This is a genomic window from Caulobacter sp. FV1ye6ST, assembly GCF_058681225.1.
In genome coordinates, this window is record NZ_CM178733.1 from 3,878,078 (window position 1) to 3,896,459 (window position 18,382).

Annotated in this window: 14 protein-coding genes; 10 read left to right on the forward strand and 4 right to left on the reverse strand. The window is 68.7% G+C overall.

The window, feature by feature from the left end; all coding sequences use genetic code 11:
* Positions 1 to 41 precede the first annotated feature (41 nt).
* Positions 42 to 488, forward strand: coding sequence for a MarR family winged helix-turn-helix transcriptional regulator (locus ACW175_RS18525; protein WP_492101458.1), 447 nt, complete (start codon positions 42 to 44; stop codon positions 486 to 488).
* Here the strand turns inward: ACW175_RS18525 and ACW175_RS18530 are convergent.
* A complete protein-coding gene (locus tag ACW175_RS18530; protein WP_492101459.1) occupies positions 441 to 1,271 on the reverse strand; it encodes a carbohydrate kinase family protein in 831 nt (276 codons plus the stop codon). The two genes, ACW175_RS18525 and ACW175_RS18530, sit on opposite strands and share 48 nt — an antisense overlap.
* A gap of 81 nt (positions 1,272 to 1,352) precedes the next feature.
* Between ACW175_RS18530 and ACW175_RS18535 the strand changes: the two genes are divergently transcribed.
* Positions 1,353 to 2,006 carry a phosphoribosylanthranilate isomerase gene (locus ACW175_RS18535; RefSeq protein ID WP_492101460.1) on the forward strand — a complete coding sequence of 218 codons (654 nt, stop codon included), beginning with the start codon at positions 1,353 to 1,355 and terminating at the stop codon, positions 2,004 to 2,006.
* On the forward strand, positions 2,003 to 2,923 hold the full coding sequence (locus tag ACW175_RS18540) for a nucleoside hydrolase (RefSeq protein ID WP_492101461.1): 921 nt from the start codon (positions 2,003 to 2,005) through the stop codon (positions 2,921 to 2,923). The genes ACW175_RS18535 and ACW175_RS18540 overlap by 4 nt, the downstream gene beginning before the upstream one ends.
* Before the next feature lie 109 nt (positions 2,924 to 3,032).
* Here ACW175_RS18540 and ACW175_RS18545 read toward each other — a convergent pair whose 3' ends face one another.
* Positions 3,033 to 6,104, reverse strand: coding sequence for a TonB-dependent receptor domain-containing protein (locus ACW175_RS18545; protein WP_492101462.1), 3,072 nt, complete (start codon positions 6,102 to 6,104; stop codon positions 3,033 to 3,035).
* A gap of 157 nt (positions 6,105 to 6,261) precedes the next feature.
* Here ACW175_RS18545 and ACW175_RS18550 point away from each other — a divergent pair, with 157 nt between their 5' ends.
* A complete protein-coding gene (locus tag ACW175_RS18550) occupies positions 6,262 to 7,668 on the forward strand; it encodes a glycoside hydrolase family 28 protein (RefSeq protein WP_492101463.1) in 1,407 nt (468 codons plus the stop codon).
* Here ACW175_RS18550 and ACW175_RS18555 read toward each other — a convergent pair.
* Together ACW175_RS18555 and ACW175_RS18560 are read right to left on the reverse strand one after the other, a co-directional pair.
* Entirely contained in the window at positions 7,649 to 9,286 is a 1,638-nt protein-coding gene (locus ACW175_RS18555; protein ID WP_492101464.1) for a glycoside hydrolase family 43 protein, read from the reverse strand. The two genes, ACW175_RS18550 and ACW175_RS18555, sit on opposite strands and share 20 nt — an antisense overlap.
* Before the next feature lie 7 nt (positions 9,287 to 9,293).
* Positions 9,294 to 10,877 carry a rhamnogalacturonidase gene (locus tag ACW175_RS18560; RefSeq protein ID WP_492101465.1) on the reverse strand — a complete coding sequence of 528 codons (1,584 nt, stop codon included), beginning with the start codon at positions 10,875 to 10,877 and terminating at the stop codon, positions 9,294 to 9,296.
* Positions 10,878 to 11,071: 194 nt separating this feature from the next.
* Between ACW175_RS18560 and ACW175_RS18565 the strand changes: the two genes are divergently transcribed.
* The 6 genes from ACW175_RS18565 (at position 11,072) to ACW175_RS18590 (ending at position 18,380) form a co-directional block, all read left to right on the forward strand.
* Positions 11,072 to 12,112, forward strand: a complete 1,041-nt coding sequence (locus ACW175_RS18565) for a LacI family DNA-binding transcriptional regulator (protein WP_492101466.1) — start codon at positions 11,072 to 11,074, stop codon at positions 12,110 to 12,112.
* A 193-nt stretch (positions 12,113 to 12,305) separates the two neighbouring features.
* Complete coding sequence (locus tag ACW175_RS18570) at positions 12,306 to 13,994, forward strand: class I adenylate-forming enzyme family protein (RefSeq protein WP_492101467.1); 1,689 nt, start codon at positions 12,306 to 12,308, stop codon at positions 13,992 to 13,994.
* Between the two features lie 76 nt (positions 13,995 to 14,070).
* Positions 14,071 to 15,030: a winged helix-turn-helix transcriptional regulator gene (locus tag ACW175_RS18575; protein WP_492101468.1), complete on the forward strand. Its 960-nt coding sequence runs from the start codon at positions 14,071 to 14,073 to the stop codon at positions 15,028 to 15,030.
* A gap of 75 nt (positions 15,031 to 15,105) precedes the next feature.
* Entirely contained in the window at positions 15,106 to 16,170 is a 1,065-nt protein-coding gene (locus tag ACW175_RS18580) for an NAD(P)H-dependent amine dehydrogenase family protein (RefSeq protein ID WP_492101469.1), read from the forward strand.
* Between the two features lie 55 nt (positions 16,171 to 16,225).
* The gene (locus ACW175_RS18585; RefSeq protein WP_492101470.1) at positions 16,226 to 17,110 is read left to right on the forward strand and encodes an SDR family NAD(P)-dependent oxidoreductase; all 885 of its coding nucleotides are present in this window, start codon (positions 16,226 to 16,228) and stop codon (positions 17,108 to 17,110) included.
* 49 nt (positions 17,111 to 17,159) lie between these two features.
* The gene (locus ACW175_RS18590) at positions 17,160 to 18,380 is read left to right on the forward strand and encodes an acetyl-CoA acetyltransferase (protein WP_492101471.1); all 1,221 of its coding nucleotides are present in this window, start codon (positions 17,160 to 17,162) and stop codon (positions 18,378 to 18,380) included.
* Positions 18,381 to 18,382: the final 2 nt, after the last annotated feature.

The following is an 18,382-nucleotide window of genomic DNA, read 5'->3' on the forward strand; positions in this document are numbered from 1 at the left end:
GCACATATGTATTTGATCGAAGCCGAACGCAAGGGTGGACGATGGTGACGCTGGATGTGCTCTCGACGCCGGGGCATCTGATCAGCCTGGCGGCGCGCGGCTTCTCCCGACTGAGCGAGGCGCGCCTGAAACCGCTGGGCTTCGGCGTCGGCCAACTGCCCGTGCTGGTGGCCTTGCGGGACGGCGAGGCCAGCACCCAGCGCGACCTGGCCCGCTTCGCCAAGACCGAACAGCCGCCGATGGCCCAGATGCTGGCCCGCATGGAGCGGGACGGACTGATCAGCCGTACGACCGATCCGGCCGATCGCCGGAGCCGCCGCATCGTCCTGACCGAGGCGGCGCGGGCCCGGATGCCGGACGCCATCGACACCCTGTTGCGCGGCAATCAGGAGGCGCTGAACGGCTTCACCGACGCGGAAGCCATCCAGTTGGTCAGCCTGCTAAGGCGCCTGATCGCCAATCTCGACGCCCTGGCGAGTAGCGAGTAGAGCGCCCGCCGCCGCGATCCCCGCCCGCGCCGCCGCGCGCGGCGAGCCTCCGCCGATCAAGGCCGCCAAGGCGCCGCCGGCGAAGGTGTCGCCGGCGCCCGTGGCGTCGTCGACGGACAGCGGAGCGACCGGCAGGTCGAAGACCTCGCGCGCCTCGACGCGCACGCCCTCCGCGCCGCGCGTCTCGAACAGGATCTGGCCGGCCGGGGCGGGACCGGTCCGGCCGCCGTCCAGCCAGGCGCGTTCGCCGGCGTTGCAGAACACCACCTCGGCCCGCGCCGTCAGCCGCGCCACGAGCTCGGGCGGGAAACAGGCCGGGTCGTCCTTGGCGATCCAGGCCAGGCGCGTGTTTTGGACGTCGAGCAGGCGCGCGGTGATCGCCGGCGGGCCGGCCGCGATCACCAGCCATTCGGCCTGGGCGGCCAAGCGCAGCTGAGCGTCGGTCAGGTCGGCGGGTCCTGGCCGTAGCAGGCAGCCATAGCTTCCATCGGCATTGTAGATCAGCAGGCACCGCGTCGACGGCGCGCCCGGCATCACCGCGACGCCGTCCAGCGAGCCGCATTCCGAGCGATAGGTCTCGCCGTCGGCGTCGTCACCGATCCAGGTGAGGGGCGCGGCGGCCACGCCCGCCTTGGAGAGCGCCGTACTGGCATAGAGCGCCGCGCCGCCGGCGCGCGGCCAGGCGGCCTCGCGCGTCAGCCGCGTACCCCGGCCGGTGAAGTCGCCCTCGACCCGGACCACATAGTCGATCGTCGCGAACCCCGCGACCGCCACCCGCGCCATCTCGTCCCCTTCGCTTCAGCGCCTTGACTGAAACGTTTCACTGGATAGTTTGCAAGGACATTCTGACCTTCGGAACACGCCATGCAGCCGCCCAGTTTCATCGCCTTCACCGGCGTCGACCGCCTCGAGTTGCTGCCCGGGCTCAGGGCGCTGTCGGCTCGCTATCCGATCGAGTGGGGGGTGCTGGTCGATCCGGCCCAGGAGCATACCGTCCTCTTCCCGCCCGCCGCGATCCGCGACGCCCTTCTGGCCGAGCGCGACCTGCGCTGGGCGGCCCATGTCTGCGGCGGCGCGGCCAGGGCGATCGCGGCGGATCCGCTGAGCGCACCCCTGCCCCCCGCCGGCATCCAGCGCGTGCAGGTCAATCACAGCTTCAAGGGCAGCACCCCGGCCCAGGTCGCCGCCGCCCGCGACTATGGCCGTCGCCTGGGCGTGCGGACCGTGCTGCAATGCTCGGGCGCTTTCCCGCTGAACCAGACCGGCGTCGACTGGCTGTACGACGTCTCGTTCGGCACGGGCGCGCGTCCCGACCGCTGGCCCGCGCCGCCGCCCGCCGAGGGGCCGTTCTGCGGCTATTCCGGCGGCATAGGTCCTGACACCGTGACCGATATCCTGACCCGCATCGCCGCGCCCGAGGGCGCGCTCTACTGGATCGACATGGAGTCGGGCGTGCGCACCGACGGGGCCTTGGACCTGGCCAAGTGCGAAGCCGTCTGCCGCGCGGTCTACGGATGAACACCGCGCCGAGGCTGTTGATCCTCGACACCGATCCAGGGGTCGATGACGCCCTGGCCCTGCTCTATCTGCGGGCCCGGCTGGACCTGAGGCTGCTGGCGATCACCACCGTGTTCGGCAATGCCGATGTCGAGACCACGACCCGCAACGCCCTATGGCTGCGGCGGCGCCTGGGCTTGGAAACGCCGGTACACAAGGGCGCGGCGAAGCCTCTGAATCGGCCTCGCGGCTTGTCCCCCGTCCATGTCCACGGCGAGAACGGCCTGGGCGACATCGAGCTGTCCGGCCCTCGCCTGCCGCCGGCCGACCCCGGCGCGGCGCATGAGAAGATCGTCGACCTCGTCCGCGCCCATCCCGGTCAGGTGACGATCGTCGCGATCGGCCCGCTGACCAACCTGGCCCTGGCCCTGCGCGCCGCGCCCGACATCGCCGGCCTGGTCGCCGAGGTCGTGATCATGGGCGGTGCCTTCGCGCGCGGCAACGTCACCCCGTTCGCCGAGGCCAACATCCACAACGACCCGGAGGCCGCCGCCGAGGTGCTGGCCGCGCCGTGGCCCCTCACCCTGGTCCCGCTGGACGCCACCCTGCCCTGCGTGCTGACCGACGCCGCCGCCCGGGATATGGCCAAGACCGGCGAAACCGGCCGCTTCGTCCACGACCTCACCCGCGGCTACGCGGCCACCTATGCCCGCCACGAGGGGCTGGACGGCTGCGTGCTGCACGACGTCGCCGCGCTGGTGCGCATCACTCGTCCCGATCTGTTCAAGGTTCGGTCGGCGCCGGTCTCGGTGATCCTGAACGGCGAACGCCTAGGCCAAACGGTCTGGTCCGAGCAGGGCCCGAGCCGCCAAGTCTGCCAGGGTCCCGACGGTTCACAAGTCGCGCGGCATTTCCAGCAGGTGTTGGCCGAAACCTGACGCTCCGCTCGGACATGAAAAAAGGCCGGCGCTTTCGCACCGGCCACGAGGGGGAGGCAGTTCGAGCCTGGCGACAGGGGTAAGGACCCGTCGCCAGTCCGAGATCCGACTAGAACCGCGCGGTCACGCTGGCGTAGACCACCCGGCCCTCGACATCGTAGGTCGCCGAGAACGTGTTGTTGGAGGGGGCCGACGAGCCGACGATCGGCGGGTTCTTGTCGAACAGGTTGCGGACGCCCGCGGTCAGCGAGAGATCCTTGGTCACGTCATAGCCGCCGGTCAGGTCGAAGTAGTTCTGCGCCTTGATCACCGGGGTGGTCAGCGCCGCCTTGTCGGGGAACGCCGCGCCGAGGCGCTTGGGCAGCAGGTAGGTGTCGACCGTGACCTCGCCGATATAGCGGTGACGCAGGCTGAGCGTCGCCGGGCCCGAACGCCAAGTGATGCGCGAGGCGCCCTTCCAGCGGGGGATCGGCTGGCCGCAGGTCGGGCCGAACGAACCGACGCAATAGTTCTTGGTCGCCGGCAGCGCCTGGACGGGCGTGGCGGTGAACTCGTCGGTATAGGTCAGGTTGGTCCCAATATCGAAGCGGCTGTCGCCGAACGGACCCCACGCCAGGTTGAAGCGGTAGTTGGCGTTGATGTCGACCCCCGAGGTCTTCAGGCCGCCGGTGTTGCCGTTGGTCGTGGTGACATAGCCCGGCGCGGCGATCTGGCCGGTCAAGGGATCACGGGTGATCGCCTTACAGAACGCGCTGCTGGCGTCCTGGATGGTGTTGTAGCAAAGGCTCAGCGTGTTCGCGATCCCGCCGCCCAGGGGCGCGATGGCGCCGTCCAGGTTGATCTTGAAGTAGTCGACGCTGAGCATCAGGCCAGACAGGAAGCGCGGCTGCAGCACGACGCCGAAGGTCGTGGTGTCCGACTTTTCGGGGCCGACATTGGGGTTGCCGCCCGAGACCTGGCTGATGAAGGTGTTGGGCTGCACCGCCAGGGTGAAGACCGAGGCGGCGGGCACGCCGGTGGCCACGCAGATGGCGCGCACGGCGGCGGTCTGCTGGGACGTCGGCTGACGGCTCGAGCAGGGATCGACCGCCGAGGGGCCGCTGGTGGTGTTGCCGCCAAACAGCTCGCCCACGTTCGGGGCGCGGATGGCGTGCTGGAACTGGCCGCGCAGGGTGACGTCGGAGATCGGCGCGTATTCGCCGCCCACCGAATAGGTCCAGACGCCGCCGACGCCCGGGAGATCGTAGTCCGAGTAGCGGAAGGCGCCGTTGGCGCTGGCGCGCTGGCCCAGCGGCGAGTCCTTCAACAGCGGGACGCGGACTTCGCCATAGACCTCCTTCACCGACTCCGAGCCTTGGGTCGGCAGCGCGGCGTTGAAGCCGGAGACGTCGCCGGAGGCCAGGAAGCTGTCGGGCACGAACCGCGCGGAGGCCTTGCGGTATTCGGCGCCGGTGCTGAAGTCGATCGGGCCGGCCCAGGTGTCGAACAGCTCGCCGGCCAGGCTGGCGGCCAGCACCTGCTGCGAGGATTCGGTATAGTTGGTCGACGCCACCGAGATCGAGCTGATGCCCTGCGGCGACAGGTTGGCGCCGAAGATATTGAGCAGCGGCGCGGCGCCGTTCACCGACAGCAGACCCGCCTGGACCTTGCTCAGCGAGATGGCCCCGCCGGAGGTGCTTGTGTCGGTGGTCCGCGTGTAGGTGTAGTAGGCGTCGTACTTCAGGTTTCTCAGATAGCTGTCGGAGACGCTGCCGAGGTCGCCGCGCAGGCCGATCGCCGTCCGGAAGGCCGAGCGGTCGGCGGTATTGGTGCGGTTGCCGATCTCCGGGACGCGCCGGTTGATGTTCAGGATCGCCAGGCCGTCGCCCGCCGTCGTGGTCAGGGACGAGGTGCCGTTGGTCGCCCGAACCGTGCCGACCTCCAGCTGGTCGAGCTGGCGCAGAACGTCCTGAAGCTGCGGCGTCAGGTAGGGATTGTTGACGTTCAGCAGGAAATTGCCGCCGAAGCCGCTGGGGGCCAACTGCATCGAGACGCGGTTGTTGCTGTAGTTGGCCTCGGCGTAGCCGGTCACGTGCGCGTTGAACTCATAGTGGCCGGACATGTTGGCCAGCCAGCGACGCTGCGGGATGACGATGTAGTTGGCCGGGGCCAGATCGTAGTCGTCGCCCGGCGTCGTGGCTAGCCGGGCCACCTTGCCGGCGTTGTCGAAGGTGAAGCCGCGCGAACCCAATCCGCTCAAGCCCGCGGCCGCCAGGGCGGCGGTCAGCGAAGCGCTCGAAGGTGAGCCGACCGTGACGAAGCGACCGTTCGGAATGGTGCCGCTGCCGCCGAAGATCAGGCCCGGACGACCGCCGGCCGTCAGACAGGTCTGGCCGCTCGGAACGGCCATGGGCGTCCCGGGCCGCGTATCGCTGTAGCTGGCGGCGGTGACGCAGCCATCGGCCATGGTGGGCATGGCCCAGCCGCCCCGGTCGGCGCGCGAGTAGCCGCCGCGATCCAGGTAGTTCAGCGCCACGACGACATTGCCGCGGTCGTCGGCGAAGTTCGTGCCGAAGGTCAGGTCGGCCGTGTAGGTCTTGGTCTTGGTGTGGGTGTCCTGGCGGGCTTCGCCGGTCATCTCCACGCCCTGGAAGTCGTCCTTCATGATGAAGTTGACGACGCCGGTGATGGCGTCCGAGCCATAGACGGCCGAAGAACCGCCGGTGACCGTCTCGACGCGCTTGATCAGCGACGCCGGGATCGTGTTGATGTCGGTGGTCTGGTCAGGCCCGGTGATCGTGAAGCGACGGCCGTTGACCAGGACGAGGTTCCGCTGCGCGCCGAAGCCGCGAAGGTTCAGCGTCGCCGTGCCGCCCGGCACGGTGTTGGCCGTCGGGCCATTGTTCTGCGAACCCAGGAACTGCGGCGTGTCGTTCAGCAGCGTCTCGACGTTCTGCGTGCCCGACAGGCCGATCTCCTCGGAGCCGATCACCGTGACCGGGGTCGGGGCCTTGAACCCGCGCGCCGACAGGCGCGAGCCCGTGACGACCACTTCGGTGACGGTTTGGTCCTCGGCCGGAGCCGGCGCTTGAGTCTGCGTGGCGGTCTGCGCAATTGCCAGCGCTGGCACAAACAGGGCGGCGGCCATCGCCAGCGCCGTTTCGCAGCCCATGAACAAGCGTTGTTTGTGGTTGGCGTTCATCGTCCCCTCCCAAAGGTACCGCTATCATCTGCGGCCGTTTCGAAGACGCTAAAGCGGAATTCCGACATGTGCAATAGGTGTCCACAAAATGATACAAATGCGATAGTCGATCCGATGCGGCGCCGACGCGCGCCCGGAGTGGCTTAGGAGGCGGCTTTTGAAGGTTCTGGATCTATCGCGACGCGCCGTGCTGATGGCGGCCCTGGCCGCGCCAGGCCTCGCTCAGGCGGCTGACGGCTGGGCCAGGGCGGACGCGATCCGGCGATCGGCGCGCCCACCGGTCTTCCCCTCGCGAGTCTGGAACATCGTGGCGGCCGGCGCGGTCGAGGGCGATGTCGAGGCGACCAGCGCGGCGATCGCCAAGGCCATCGCGGCCTGCGCGGCGGCCGGCGGTGGGCGGGTGCTCGTGCCTGCGGGGCGCTGGCCGACCGGCGCCATCCGCCTGCGCAGTCGCGTCGAGCTGCACCTGGCCAAGGGCGCCACCCTGGTCTTCAGCACCGACCCGGCCCGCTATCCGATCGTCCCCACCCGATGGGAGGGGGTCGAGTTGATGAACTACTCGCCGCTGGTGTTCGCCGACGGCGAACACGACGTGGCGATCACCGGGCAGGGCGTGCTGGACGGCCAGGGTCCGGCCTGGTGGTCGTGGAGCAGTGGCCCGCAATTTGGCTGGCGTGCGGGGATGCCCAACCAGCGCAAGGCCCGCGAGGTCCTGTTCGACATGGCCGAGCGCGGCGTCCCGGTGGCCGAACGGGTCTTCGGCGAAGGCTCGTACCTGCGGCCAATGATGGTGCAGTTCCAGAACTGCGCGAACGTGCTGGTCGAGGGCGTGACCCTGCGCGACTCGCCTTGCTGGACGCTGCACCCGGTGCTGTGCCGCAACGTGACCGTTCGCGGCGTCACGGTGATCGGCCATGGCCCCAACACCGACGGCTGCGATCCGGAGTCCGTCGACGGCATGGTCATTGAGCGCAGCACCTTCGACTGCGGCGACGACTGCATCGCCATCAAGTCGGGCCGCAACGCCGATGGCCGCCGCCTGGCCAAGGCGACGCGAAACATCCTGATCCAGGACTGCGTGATGAAGGACGGCCACGGCGGGGTCGTGATCGGCAGCGAAGTGTCCGGCGGAGTCGAGAACGTCTTCATCCAGCGCTGCCACATGGACAGCGAGGGCCTGTGGTACGCGTTGCGCTTCAAGAACAATGCCATGCGCGGCGGCGTCATCCAGGACATTTACGCCCGCGACATCACCGTTGGCCGCGTGGCCCGGGCCGCGATCATCTGCGACTTCAACTACGAGGAGGGCGCGCGTGGCGGCTTCACGCCGGTGCTGCGCAAGGTCCGGATCGAGCGGATGCGGGCCACCGCCGCCGCCCAGGTGGTCGACCTTCAGGGCCTGCCCGGCGCGCCGCTGGGCGACATCGTGCTCAGCGACTGTCGCTTCGACGGGGTGACCAAGGCCAGCGTGGTGGCGCACACCCACGGGCTGAGGCTGGAGCGCGTGACGGTCAACGGCCGGCGCGTCCCCTCGCCCGCCCTTCTCAGCGCGCCACCGACCTGACGTCGACCCAGTCGAAGTCGGCCACGCCCGACTTGGCCTGGCCGGGATCGCCATAGCTGAACAGCGCCGGCCGCGCGCCTTTCCACCAGCTGAAGCGCGGCAGGATCCCGCCGCCCATGTCGACGAAGGTTCGACCGCCGTCGCGGCTATAGCTGTAGTTCGCGGCCTGGTCCGCCACGGCCACGCGCAGGTCGACCGGGCCGGCCGGCAGCGCCGGACCGAGGGTGTCGACGCCTCGCAATGAGAAGACGACGCGGTTCTGGCCCTCCTTGCGGATCACGCCGATGGCGCCGATCCCCGCGCCGAACATGGCCAGACCCGCCCTTTGCCCCTCGACCAGACCCTTGGCGTCGAGGCGCGTGGTGATGATCGCCGAACGGCTCTGTAGCGACTGGGTCAGGGTGTTGCGGGCGCTGACCAGATTGACCGCCGGCCCACCCGTCAGCCTCAGGAATCCGGGCCGCGCCGTCAGGCTCCAGCGCTGGTCGTCGGGATTGTGGTTCCACTCCCACTGCGGCCCCAGCCTGGCGCCCGAGAAGCCGTCGGAGGTCTGTGGGGAGACCGCCGGGAAGCGTTTGCCGACGTCGGGCATGGCGTGCTGGGCGACCGGCTGACCGCCCGGCGCATGCGGCCCCGCGCCGGGAATGGGCTCGCCAATGAACGGCCAGTCGTCCTTCCAGACCAGAGGCTGAAGGTGGACGATGCGGCCATAGGCGCCGGCGCTGTTGAAGTGGATGAACCAGCCCTGGCCGGAGGGTGTCTCGACCCAGCCACCCTGGTGCGGCCCCTTCAGGTCGCTCTTGCCCGGAACCAGCACTTCGCGGTGCTCGTATGGCCCCCAGATAGACCTGGATCGCATCACCGCCTGCGGTCCGGTCTCGACCCCGCCGATCGGCGCGAAGATGTAGTACCAGCCGTTGCGCTTGTAGAGCTTGGGACCTTCCAGCACCGGCAAGGCCTTGGCGTCCTCGACGATGACCTTGCCTTCGTCGAGCACCGATCTGCCGTCCGGAGCCATGCGATGCAGCACCAGCGGCCCCGCGCCGACCTTGCCATGCACCAGATAGGCCTGGCCGTCGTCGTCCCAGAAGGGGCACGGATCCTCCAGGCCAGGCCCCGTAACCACCGCCACGGGTTCGGTCCAAGGCCCGTCGACCTTGGTCGCGGTCGACATGAAGATCCCCTCATAGGGGGTGGCGAAATAGACATAGAACTTGCCGTCGTGGTGACGGATCGACGGCGCCCAGACCCCGCCGGCATAGCGTTGGCCCGTGGTGCGCTGATCTCGCGGCGTCCGCGCCCCGGCGTCGTTGGTGGGCACGGGTCCCGGCAGGTCGTATTCCGGCGCGAACGGCAGCTTGGGCAGCACATGGCCGGCGATCGTCCAGTGGACCAGGTCCTTGGACGTCAGGATCGGCACGCCCGGCGAGAAGTGGAAGCTGGACGCCACCAGGTAGTAGGTGTCTCCCACCCGGATCACGTCGGGGTCCGAATAGTCGGCCGGCAGGATCGGGTTGCGATAGACGCCCGCCGTCGACGGTTTCGGCGCGGCGAGCGCCGGCCCGGCCAGGACCAGAGCCGTCGCCGCCAATAGTCCCAGCCGTTTCAAGCGCATCATCAAATCCTCAGAACGCTTGGGTCGTCGTCTCGTCGATCCGGCGATCGGGCAGCCAGCGGCTGCCGAACGACCGGAAGCCGGTGACCTGGTCGAGCAGGAAGCTGGGCCCCTTGGGCAGGCGCAGCCGGAAGAGATCGATCTCCTCGACATCGTTCAGCCAGAAGGCTGGACGCGCGTCCGCCGCCTCGGTGACGATCTCGACGTTGCTCATCTCGATATTGCGGGCGTGGCGGATGAAGAAGCCGCTGGCCGGCAGGTCGCCGAACATGTCCGGGTCGGGATAGGCCTTGTCGGCCTCGGGCGGCCGCCGCTTGGCCAGCTCGGCCGAACCGCCGCCCAGGGAATGGAAGTAGACGTCGCTGATCTTGACGTCCTCGACCGGGTGACCGGCCACGCCGGCGATGATCGACGGCTGCGGCGTCGCGCCATGGCTGACGATATTCTGGATGGTGATCCGCCGTAGCTTGCCCACCGGCACGCCGGCCGGACCGCGCATGCGGCTGCCCAGGCGCAGGAACAGCGGCGGGAAGCCCAAGCCCCGCATGGTGATGTTGCTGATGGCGATGTCTTCGGTCAGCGCCCCGTCCATCGTCTCCAGCGCGATGCCGTAGCAGTGGTCGAACACGCAGTTGGTGATGGTGACGTTCTTGAAGCCGCCGTTCGACTCCGTGCCCAGCTTGATGCGGCCATAACCGTGGAAGCCCGGCGGCATCTTCTTCCAGGTCCCGTCGATCACCGAGCCCATCTCGTAATTGCCGGTCAGCAGGCAGTCGGAGATCGTCAGGTTCTCGGTGGGGCGAGCATAGCCCAGGGCGAACGAGCTCTTGGGACAGATGCCGTCGTCCCAGGGCGAATTGATCGTGCAGTTGGTGACGCGGACATTGCGGCAGCAGTCGATGTCCAGGCCGTCGCGATTGGTGTCGACGATCAGGTTGTCGATCGTCATGTTGTCGACGCCCGTGGCCAGCAGCGCGAACCAACCGCCTTGCAGGATCTTGAAATCGCGCAGCAGCACGTTGCGGCAGTTCTTCAGGGCGATGGCCTTGTCGCCGACGCCTGGGCCGGAAATATCCGGCGCATCGTCGGGGAAGCGATGGCCGCGCGTCAGCCCCTTGCCCCAGATCAGGCCCGTCCCGACGATAGACACGTCATGCAGGCCCTCGCCGAAGATCAGGCTGTTGTTCCAGTGGCTGTGTCCATAGTCCTGGAAGGCGTTGCCCGCTCCAGGACCCGGATCGTCATAGCCGTTCGGCGCGACGCCATTGGGCGCGGCGGCCAGGATCACGGCGCCCTCGCCCAGATGCAGAGTGATGTTGCTCTTCAGGCGCAGGGTGTAGCAGGCATAGGTCCCCCGGGGGAAAAACACCGTGCCGCCACCCAGCGACGCCACGTGGTCGATGGCCTTGTTGATGGCCGGCGAGTCGATCGTCGCACCGTCACCCACTGCCCCGAAATCGCGGACGCTGAACAGGTGCGGCGCGGGTCCGCGCGCGGGGCCAACCGGCGTCGCGGCGCGAGCGGCATGGGGAGGTACCAGTACGGCGCCGCCAAGCATGGCCCCCAGCATCAGTCCTCGTCGATCCATGGTCATCACGCCCTCCCACTGCCCGTTCGTCGGGTCTGGCGGGAGACAAGCAAGCCGATCGCGATGGTGTCAACGACATTTTGTTACCGGTAGCATCGACAATGCCAGCGTTGGCGCCCTATCGTGCCAGCGCTGGCCATGCTTGATCGCGACCGGGATATCGTGACACTGGCCTGGCTGTTGGGGAGCCGCCAGAGTCTATGATCAGGATCGATCCGGCCGCGAGCATGGCGGTGACCATCGACGACGTCGCCAAGGCCGCCGGCGTCTCGATCCGGACCGTGTCGCGCGTGCTCAACGACTCGCCCAAGGTCGGCGACGAGACCCGCCTGGCCGTCCAGACGATCATCAAGAATCTCGGCTACAGCCCCAGCTCTCGGGCCCGCGCCCTGGCCTCGGGCCGCTCGTACCTGATCGCCGTGGTGCAGGACGATCCCAACGCCCACGTGATCGGCGTCCTGCAACGCGGCATCGTCGAGGTCTGCTCCCATCACGGCTATGAACTGGTCGTCCACCCGGTGCGCTTCAGCGACCCGGAGGTGGCCCTGGACATCGAGCGCTTCGTGCATAGCTCGCGGGTCGACGGCCTGATCGTCCTGCCGCCCACCTCCGAGATCACGGCCATTCCCGAGCGGCTTTCGGCGCTGGGCGTGCCCGCGGTCGGCATCGCCTCGATCGAGACGCCGCGCTATCCCAGCATGCTGATCAGCCAGGAGCGCGCGGCCACCGGCGAAATGGCCCGCCACCTTCTCGACCTGGGCCACCGGCGCATCGCCATGATCGAAGGCCCGCCGCACTTCCGCTCGGCGCAGGAGCGCAAGGCCGGCTTCCTGGCGGCGCTGACCGCCTCGGGCCTGCCGCTGGAGGTGGAGCTGCGTCCGGGCGACTACGGCTTCGAGAGCGGTTTGGCCGCGGCCGAGTCGCTGCTGGCGCTGGACCGGCCGCCGACCGCGATCTTCGCCTGCAACGACACCATGGCCGCGGCGGTGGTCAAGACGGCGCGCGAGGCGGGCGTATCCATGCCTGACCAGCTGTCGGTCGCCGGCTTCGACGACGCGGACCTGGCCTCGATGATCTCGCCCAGCCTGACGACCATCCGCCGTCCGCTGCGCGACATGGCCAGGGACGCCACCGAGCAGCTCCTGACGATGATCCATGAGCGTGGAACGACCATGCCGCCAAAGTCCGTGGGTCTGAGCCTGATCGTTCGAAGCTCGACCGCCCCTGCCCGCGCCGTTTGAAAGTCCGGCCGGCACGGTCGCTTTCGCTAGGTCGCCCTCTTCCACCCCTTCGGATCAAAAGGCCCGCGCCGGACCGCGAGGCCCTTGCGTGCATCGTCGGCCCGAGGCAAGTTACTTGCATAACGATACGAACATGACCTGAGAGGCGGCGACGGCTCCAGGGCTGAAATACCCGTCGCCTTAGGAGGAAGCCGTGCGTCCAAGCCCACCCGAGCGCGTCGCGGACTATCGCCGGCTGGGCTGGTGGAGCGGCCGCACCATCGACCAGTTGTTCTCCGACGCCGTCCGCGCCCGTCCCGAAGAGGTGGCCCTGGTCGACGCCCCCAACCGCATGGCGCTGACCGGCTCCGAGCCGCGGAGCCTGACCTTCCGCGAGGCCAACGCGCGCGTCGACACGCTGTGCCATGTGCTGGCCGGCCTGGGCGTGGGGCGTGGAGACATTGTCTCCACCCAGCTGCCCAACATCGTCGAGGGCGTTCTGTGCTTCCTGGCCTGCGCGCGGATGGGCGCGATCCTCAGTCCGCTGGCCATGACCTATCGCGCTCACGAGCTGCGCCAGATCCTGCCCAGCATCGCCCCGAAGGCCGTAATCACCCTCGACCGCTTCCACGGCTTCGACCACGTGGCTATGATCACCAGCTTGCGGTCTGAAGGCGCGACGTCAGCCCATATCATCACCCTGTCGGAAGGCGCGACCGCCGGCACGCTCAGCCTGGGGGATCTCTCGGCCAAGGCTTCCCCGGAGCCCTTCGCTTCTCCCGCGGACCTCGACGCCGCCGAGGCGCTGACCATCTGCTGGACCTCGGGCACCGAGGCCATGCCCAAGGGCGTGCCGCGCCACCACGACCACTGGGTGGTGAATGGCGAGGCGCTGGTCGAGGCCGCCGGACTGCGGACCGGCGACGCCATCCTCAACCCCTTCCCGCTGATCAACATCGCCGCGATCGGCGGCATGGTCATGACCTGGCTGCTGTGTCAGGGCCGTCTGGTCCAGCACCATCCGTTCGACCTGCCGCTGTTCCTGCGACAGATGCAGACCGAGAAGATCGCCTACACCGTCGCGCCGCCGGCGGTTCTGACCATGCTGTTGCAGAACGAGGCGCTGCTGGCGAACCTGGATCTCTCGAACCTGCGCTGCATGGGTTCGGGCTCCGCGCCCCTGGCGCCGTGGATGGTGCGCCGCTGGCAGGAACAGTACGGCGTGACGATCATGAACGTGTTCGGCTCGAACGAGGGCGCGTCCCTGTTCTCGACGGCGGCCGCCATTCCCGATCCCGAGCAGCGGGCCCTGTACTTCCCCCGCTTTGGCGCGCCAGGCGTGGACTGGCCGGCCAAGTTCCCGGGCAAGATCCGCACCCGCCTTGTCGACTTGGCCACCGGCCAGGACATCGTCGCGCCCGGCCGCGAGGGCGAACTGCGGATCTCCGGCGCCATGACCTTCGACGGCTACTGGAACGCGCCGGCGGTGACCAAGGCCGCCTTCGACGAGCAGGGCTTCTTCCGCACGGGCGACCTGTTCGAGATCGCACCGGACACGGACAATCGCTTCTATCGGTTCGTCGGGCGCAGCAAGGAGATCATCATCCGAGGCGGACTGAACATCTCGCCGGCCGAACTGGACGGGCTGATCGAAAGCCACCCCGCTGTGCGCGAGGCCTGCTGCGCGGCCTATCCGGACGAACGCCTGGGCGAACGGGTCTGCGCGGTCGTCGCCCTGCGGCCAGACCAGACGCTGACGCTGGACGATCTCACCGCGCACCTGAGGGCGCGCGAGCTGGCCACCTTCAAGCTGCCGGAGAAGCTGCGCATCGTCGACACCCTGCCCCGCAACGCCCTGGGCAAGGTGGTCAGGCGCGACTTGGCTGGCGTGGCGGCTACTTAAGCCGATTGGAGACTTGCATAACCGCACCTGTTCCGCGACCCTGATCAACGATTAGTCACGGTCAGGACACGGAGCGATGAGCGCCCCGAAATTCATCAGGACTTGCTCGATCTGGCGCGCGCTGGAGGTGGTCGGGGATACGGCGGTGCTGCTGATCCTCGAGGCCAACTGGATCGGCGCGCGACGCTTCGACGACCTGCGCGACCGCACCGGCCTGCTGCAATCCAAGCTCAGCGACCGCCTCAAGAAGCTGGTGGCCGCGGAGGTGCTGGAGAAGAGCGCCTATTCGACCAGCCCGCCGCGCTACGAATACCGCATGACCCGCAAGGGCCTGGACCTCTACTGGCCGGCGCTGATGATGCTGCGCTGGGAGCGGCGCTGGTCGACCAACCCCGCCAAGCTGCGGCTGAACCTGCGCCACCGCACGTGCGGCCACCTGTTCGAGCCGGTCCCGACCTGCCTGAAGTGCGGCGACGAGATCAATCCGCGCGAGGTCGACTGGGCCGAGGGGCCCGGCGTGGGCTGGATGGTCCCGCTCTACAGCCGCCGTCGCCAGCAGCGCAACGCGGCCGAGGAGTCGTCCAGCCTGATGGTCGACGTCGCCCAGATCACCGGCGACCGCTGGGCCAGCCTGGTGCTGCGGTCGATCTTCACGGGGCTCCGGCGTTTCGACGAGATCCACCGCGACACCGCCATGGCGACCAACATCCTGTCCGAGCGCCTGGCCTGGCTGACCACCCAGGGCGTTATCCGCGCCCACGAACGGGCCGGCAAACGCTTCGAGTACCGCCTGACCGAGAAGGGCCTCGACTACTATCCCGTCCTGCTGATGCTGCTGCAGTGGGGTGACAAATATTACGTCTCGCCCGAGGGGCCTCCGCTGATCCTGCGCCATAAGGTCGGCGGGCATCTGCTGGAGCCGGCCGTGACCTGCTCGTGCTGCGGCCAACCGGTCGAGCCGCACGACGTCTCGTTCGAGATCATCGAGGCCGAACAGCGGACCTCCGAACTCGCGAATCCGGAGCCGGCGCACTAAGACGCGCCGGCCGTGGATTTCATACTTTCATAACGAGACTTACCAGGTTAGGGTCTTCTCCAACAGGGAGGAGACATGACGTATCGCGTCATCCAGTGGGCGACGGGCGCCATGGGCAAGAGCTGCCTGCGGACGGTGATCGACCACCCGTCGACGGATCTCGTGGGCCTGTATGTCTATGGCGGGGCCAAGGCGGGCCGGGACGCGGGCGACATCGCCCGGCGCGGCGCGACGGGCGTGCTGGCCACCCGTGATATCGATGAGATTCTGGCTCTGGACGCCGACGTGGTGATCCACGCCGCCCGTCTGGCCCCGCCCTACGGCTCGCACGACGCCGAGATTCTCGCCCTGCTGGCCAGCGGCAAGAACGTCATCAGCATCAACGGCTACAGCGACCCCAGTCACTGGGGCGACGCACGGTTGGCGGCCTTGGAGGCGGCCTGCGCGAAGGGCGGCTCGACCTTGATGGGCGCGGGCCTGAACCCCGGCTTCGCGGCCGAGCAGCTGGCGGCCGTGGCCAGCGGCGTCTGCTCCGAACTGGACGCGATCGAGGTGATCGAGAGCGTCGACTGCCGCGCGGTGCGCAGTCCTGACTACGTCTTCGGCGTGCTGGGCTTTGGCCTCGATCCGGCGTCGATCAATCCGAACGATCCCGACTGGGGTCCGGCCTCGTCGCTGAACGGCATGTACGCCGAGGCCCTGTCAGCCCTGGCCAAGCGGCTGAATCTGACGTTGGAGCGGATCGACACCGACCACCGCGTGTTCGGAGCGTCTCAAGAGCTTTCGATCGCCGCGGGTACGATTGCGCAAGGAACCATCGGCCACGTCAACTGGCGCTGGATCGGCCGCGCCGAGGGTGGTCGCGACCTGATCATCTCGATCCACTGGTTCATGGAGACGGCGCACCTGGAGACCCAGGCCCCTCCCCTGTGGTCCGTGCGCCTGACCGGCCAGCCAAGCGTTCGTATGACCCTCGACCTGGACAAGCGTCCTGGCGACCAGGCCCCGACCTCGGCCGAGCAGTGGGCCGTCGCCGGCAGCGTCATCAACGCCATCCCCCATGTCGTGGCGGCTCCGCCGGGCGTCATGACCCGCCCCCTGGCCACCCCGTTCGACGGAGCCTTGGCGCGAAGAGCCTGAGACCAAACGAGACCCACGTCGGCGAGACGATCGACGGGAAACCAAGGAGGAAGCGATGAGCCAGCAAGACGGTCCGCACGCCGGTCGCGTCGTCATCGTCACCGGGGCCGGCAAGGGTCTTGGGCGCGCCTATGCGCTGGACCTGGCGCGCCGGGGCGCGGCCGTGGTGGTCAACAACCGCTGGGCTTTGCGTAGCGAGCCTTCCAGCGCCCAGCAGGTGGTGGAGGAGATTCAAGCGTTCGGCGGGCGGGCGATCGCCGACTTTGGCGAGGCCGAGAACCCCGAGACCGGTCGCGCCCTGGTCGACAAGGCGCTGAACGCCTTCGGTCGCCTCGACGCCGTCGTCTCGAACGCTGGCGTGCCCCAGACCTGCCGCCTGCACCGCCAAAGCCCCGAGGCCTTCCAGTCGATCTTCGACATCAATTTCCAGGGCGCGCTGAGCCTGGTTCAGGCCGCTTGGTCGGTGCTGTCCGAGACCAGCTCGGGCCGCATCGTGCTTAGCGCCTCGTCCGCCGGCCTCTATGGCGGCGACGGCATGGCCGCCTACGCCTCGTCGAAAGCGGCGCTGATCGGCCTGGTGCGCGGCCTGGCGGTCGAGGGACGTCCGCGCGGCCTGCGGATCAACGCCATCGCCCCCTACGCGGCCACCGCCATGACCACGCCGCACCTGACCACTGCTCTGGCGAGGCGCATGGATCCGTCCGACGTGGCGCCGCTGGTGTCGTGGCTGGTCAGCGAGGCTTGCGACGTCTCGGGCCAGACCCTGGTCTCCGGCGGCGGGCGCCTGCGCGCGGCCTATGCGGTCGAAGGCCCGCCCGTGGCCCTGGACGACGACATCGGCGCGGCGGTGACCCGCGCCCTCACGGCCGAGCCGCGAGAAACCTACGGCGACGCCCACGCGGCGTTCGCCGCCTTCATGGACGAGCGGCCCACGGCCTGAACCAACGATAATCGGCGGCCCGCGAGCCGCCCCCGACGAGGAGACGAACATGGTCTACATACTTGGCGGCTGGCAGACCGATTTCGCCAGCAACTGGGCCCGGCAGGACATGGACCTTGCCGACGCGTTCAGCGAGGTCGTCGGTAAGGGCCTCGACAGCGTCGGCCTGGATCCGAAGGACATCGAGACCGGCCACGTCGGCAATTTCGTCGGCGAACTGTTCGCCCACCAGGGCCTGCTGGGCGGCTTCTTCGGCCTCGTGCACCCTGATTTCGACGGCCTGCCGACCGCGCGGCACGAGGCCGCCTGCGCCTCGGGCAGCGTCGCCATCCTGGCGGCCACCGCCGAGATCGAGGCCGGCCGCTATGACCTGGCCTGCGTGGTCGGGCTGGAGCAGATGCGCAATGTCAGCGGCCAGACGGCGGCTGAGTATCTGGGCGCCGCGGCCTGGACCGGCCACGAGTTCGCCGACGCAACCTATGTCTGGCCTCGCGCCTTCTCGGACCTGGCCGAGGAATATGAGCGCCGCTACGGCCTGAAGTACGAGCACTTGATGCGCATCGCGGAGATCAACTTCGCCAACGCCAAGCGCAACCCCAACGCCCAGACCCGCCAGTGGGCGTTCAACGACAAGAGCTTCACGGCCGACGACGAGGCCAATCCGGTGGTCGAGGGGCGCACCCGCAAGCAGGACTGCGGCCAGGTCACCGACGGTTCGGCGGTGATCTTCCTGGCCTCTGAGAAGCGCGCCGCCGAATACGCGGCGAAGCGAGGCATCCCACTGGAGAGCCTGCCCCGGATCAAGGGCTGGGGCCACCGCTCGGCGCCGATCTCCTACTCGGCCAAGGTCCGCGCCAGCGCCGACCAGGACTACGTGTTCCCGCAGGTGCGCCGCGCCATCGAGGACGCCCGCCGCCGCGCCGGGGTCTCCGACCTTGGCCAGATCGACGTCGTCGAGACCCACGACTGCTTCACCACCACCGAATACATGGCCATCGACCATCTGGGCCTGACCGCGCCGGGCGAGGCCTGGAAGGCGATCGAGGCCGGCGACATCGAGATCGGCGGCCGCCTGCCGATCAACCCCTCGGGCGGGCTGATCGGCCTGGGCCACCCCGTCGGCGCCACCGGCGTGCGCATGGCGCTGGACGCCTTCAAGCAGGTCACGGGCCAGGCCGGCGACTATCAGGTCGAGGGCGCCAAGACCTGCCAGACCCTCAATATCGGCGGTTCGACCACCACCACCGTCAGCCTGGTCGTCGGAGTCTGACC

Excerpts from the sequence above, each read along its gene's own strand:
- ACW175_RS18545 (WP_492101462.1), bottom strand. The coding sequence starts at position 6,104 with ATGAACGCCAACCACAAACAACGCTTGTTCATGGGCTGCGAAACGGCG.
- ACW175_RS18590 (WP_492101471.1), top strand. The coding sequence starts at position 17,160 with ATGGTCTACATACTTGGCGGCTGGCAGACCGATTTCGCCAGCAACTGG.
- ACW175_RS18555 (WP_492101464.1), bottom strand. The coding sequence starts at position 9,286 with ATGATGCGCTTGAAACGGCTGGGACTATTGGCGGCGACGGCTCTGGTC.
- ACW175_RS18565 (WP_492101466.1), top strand. The coding sequence starts at position 11,072 with ATGATCAGGATCGATCCGGCCGCGAGCATGGCGGTGACCATCGACGAC.
- ACW175_RS18585 (WP_492101470.1), top strand. The coding sequence starts at position 16,226 with ATGAGCCAGCAAGACGGTCCGCACGCCGGTCGCGTCGTCATCGTCACC.
- ACW175_RS18525 (WP_492101458.1), top strand. The coding sequence starts at position 42 with ATGGTGACGCTGGATGTGCTCTCGACGCCGGGGCATCTGATCAGCCTG.
- ACW175_RS18530 (WP_492101459.1), bottom strand. The coding sequence starts at position 1,271 with ATGGCGCGGGTGGCGGTCGCGGGGTTCGCGACGATCGACTATGTGGTC.
- ACW175_RS18560 (WP_492101465.1), bottom strand. The coding sequence starts at position 10,877 with ATGACCATGGATCGACGAGGACTGATGCTGGGGGCCATGCTTGGCGGC.
- ACW175_RS18575 (WP_492101468.1), top strand. The coding sequence starts at position 14,071 with ATGAGCGCCCCGAAATTCATCAGGACTTGCTCGATCTGGCGCGCGCTG.
- ACW175_RS18535 (WP_492101460.1), top strand. The coding sequence starts at position 1,353 with ATGCAGCCGCCCAGTTTCATCGCCTTCACCGGCGTCGACCGCCTCGAG.
- ACW175_RS18540 (WP_492101461.1), top strand. The coding sequence starts at position 2,003 with ATGAACACCGCGCCGAGGCTGTTGATCCTCGACACCGATCCAGGGGTC.
- ACW175_RS18580 (WP_492101469.1), top strand. The coding sequence starts at position 15,106 with ATGACGTATCGCGTCATCCAGTGGGCGACGGGCGCCATGGGCAAGAGC.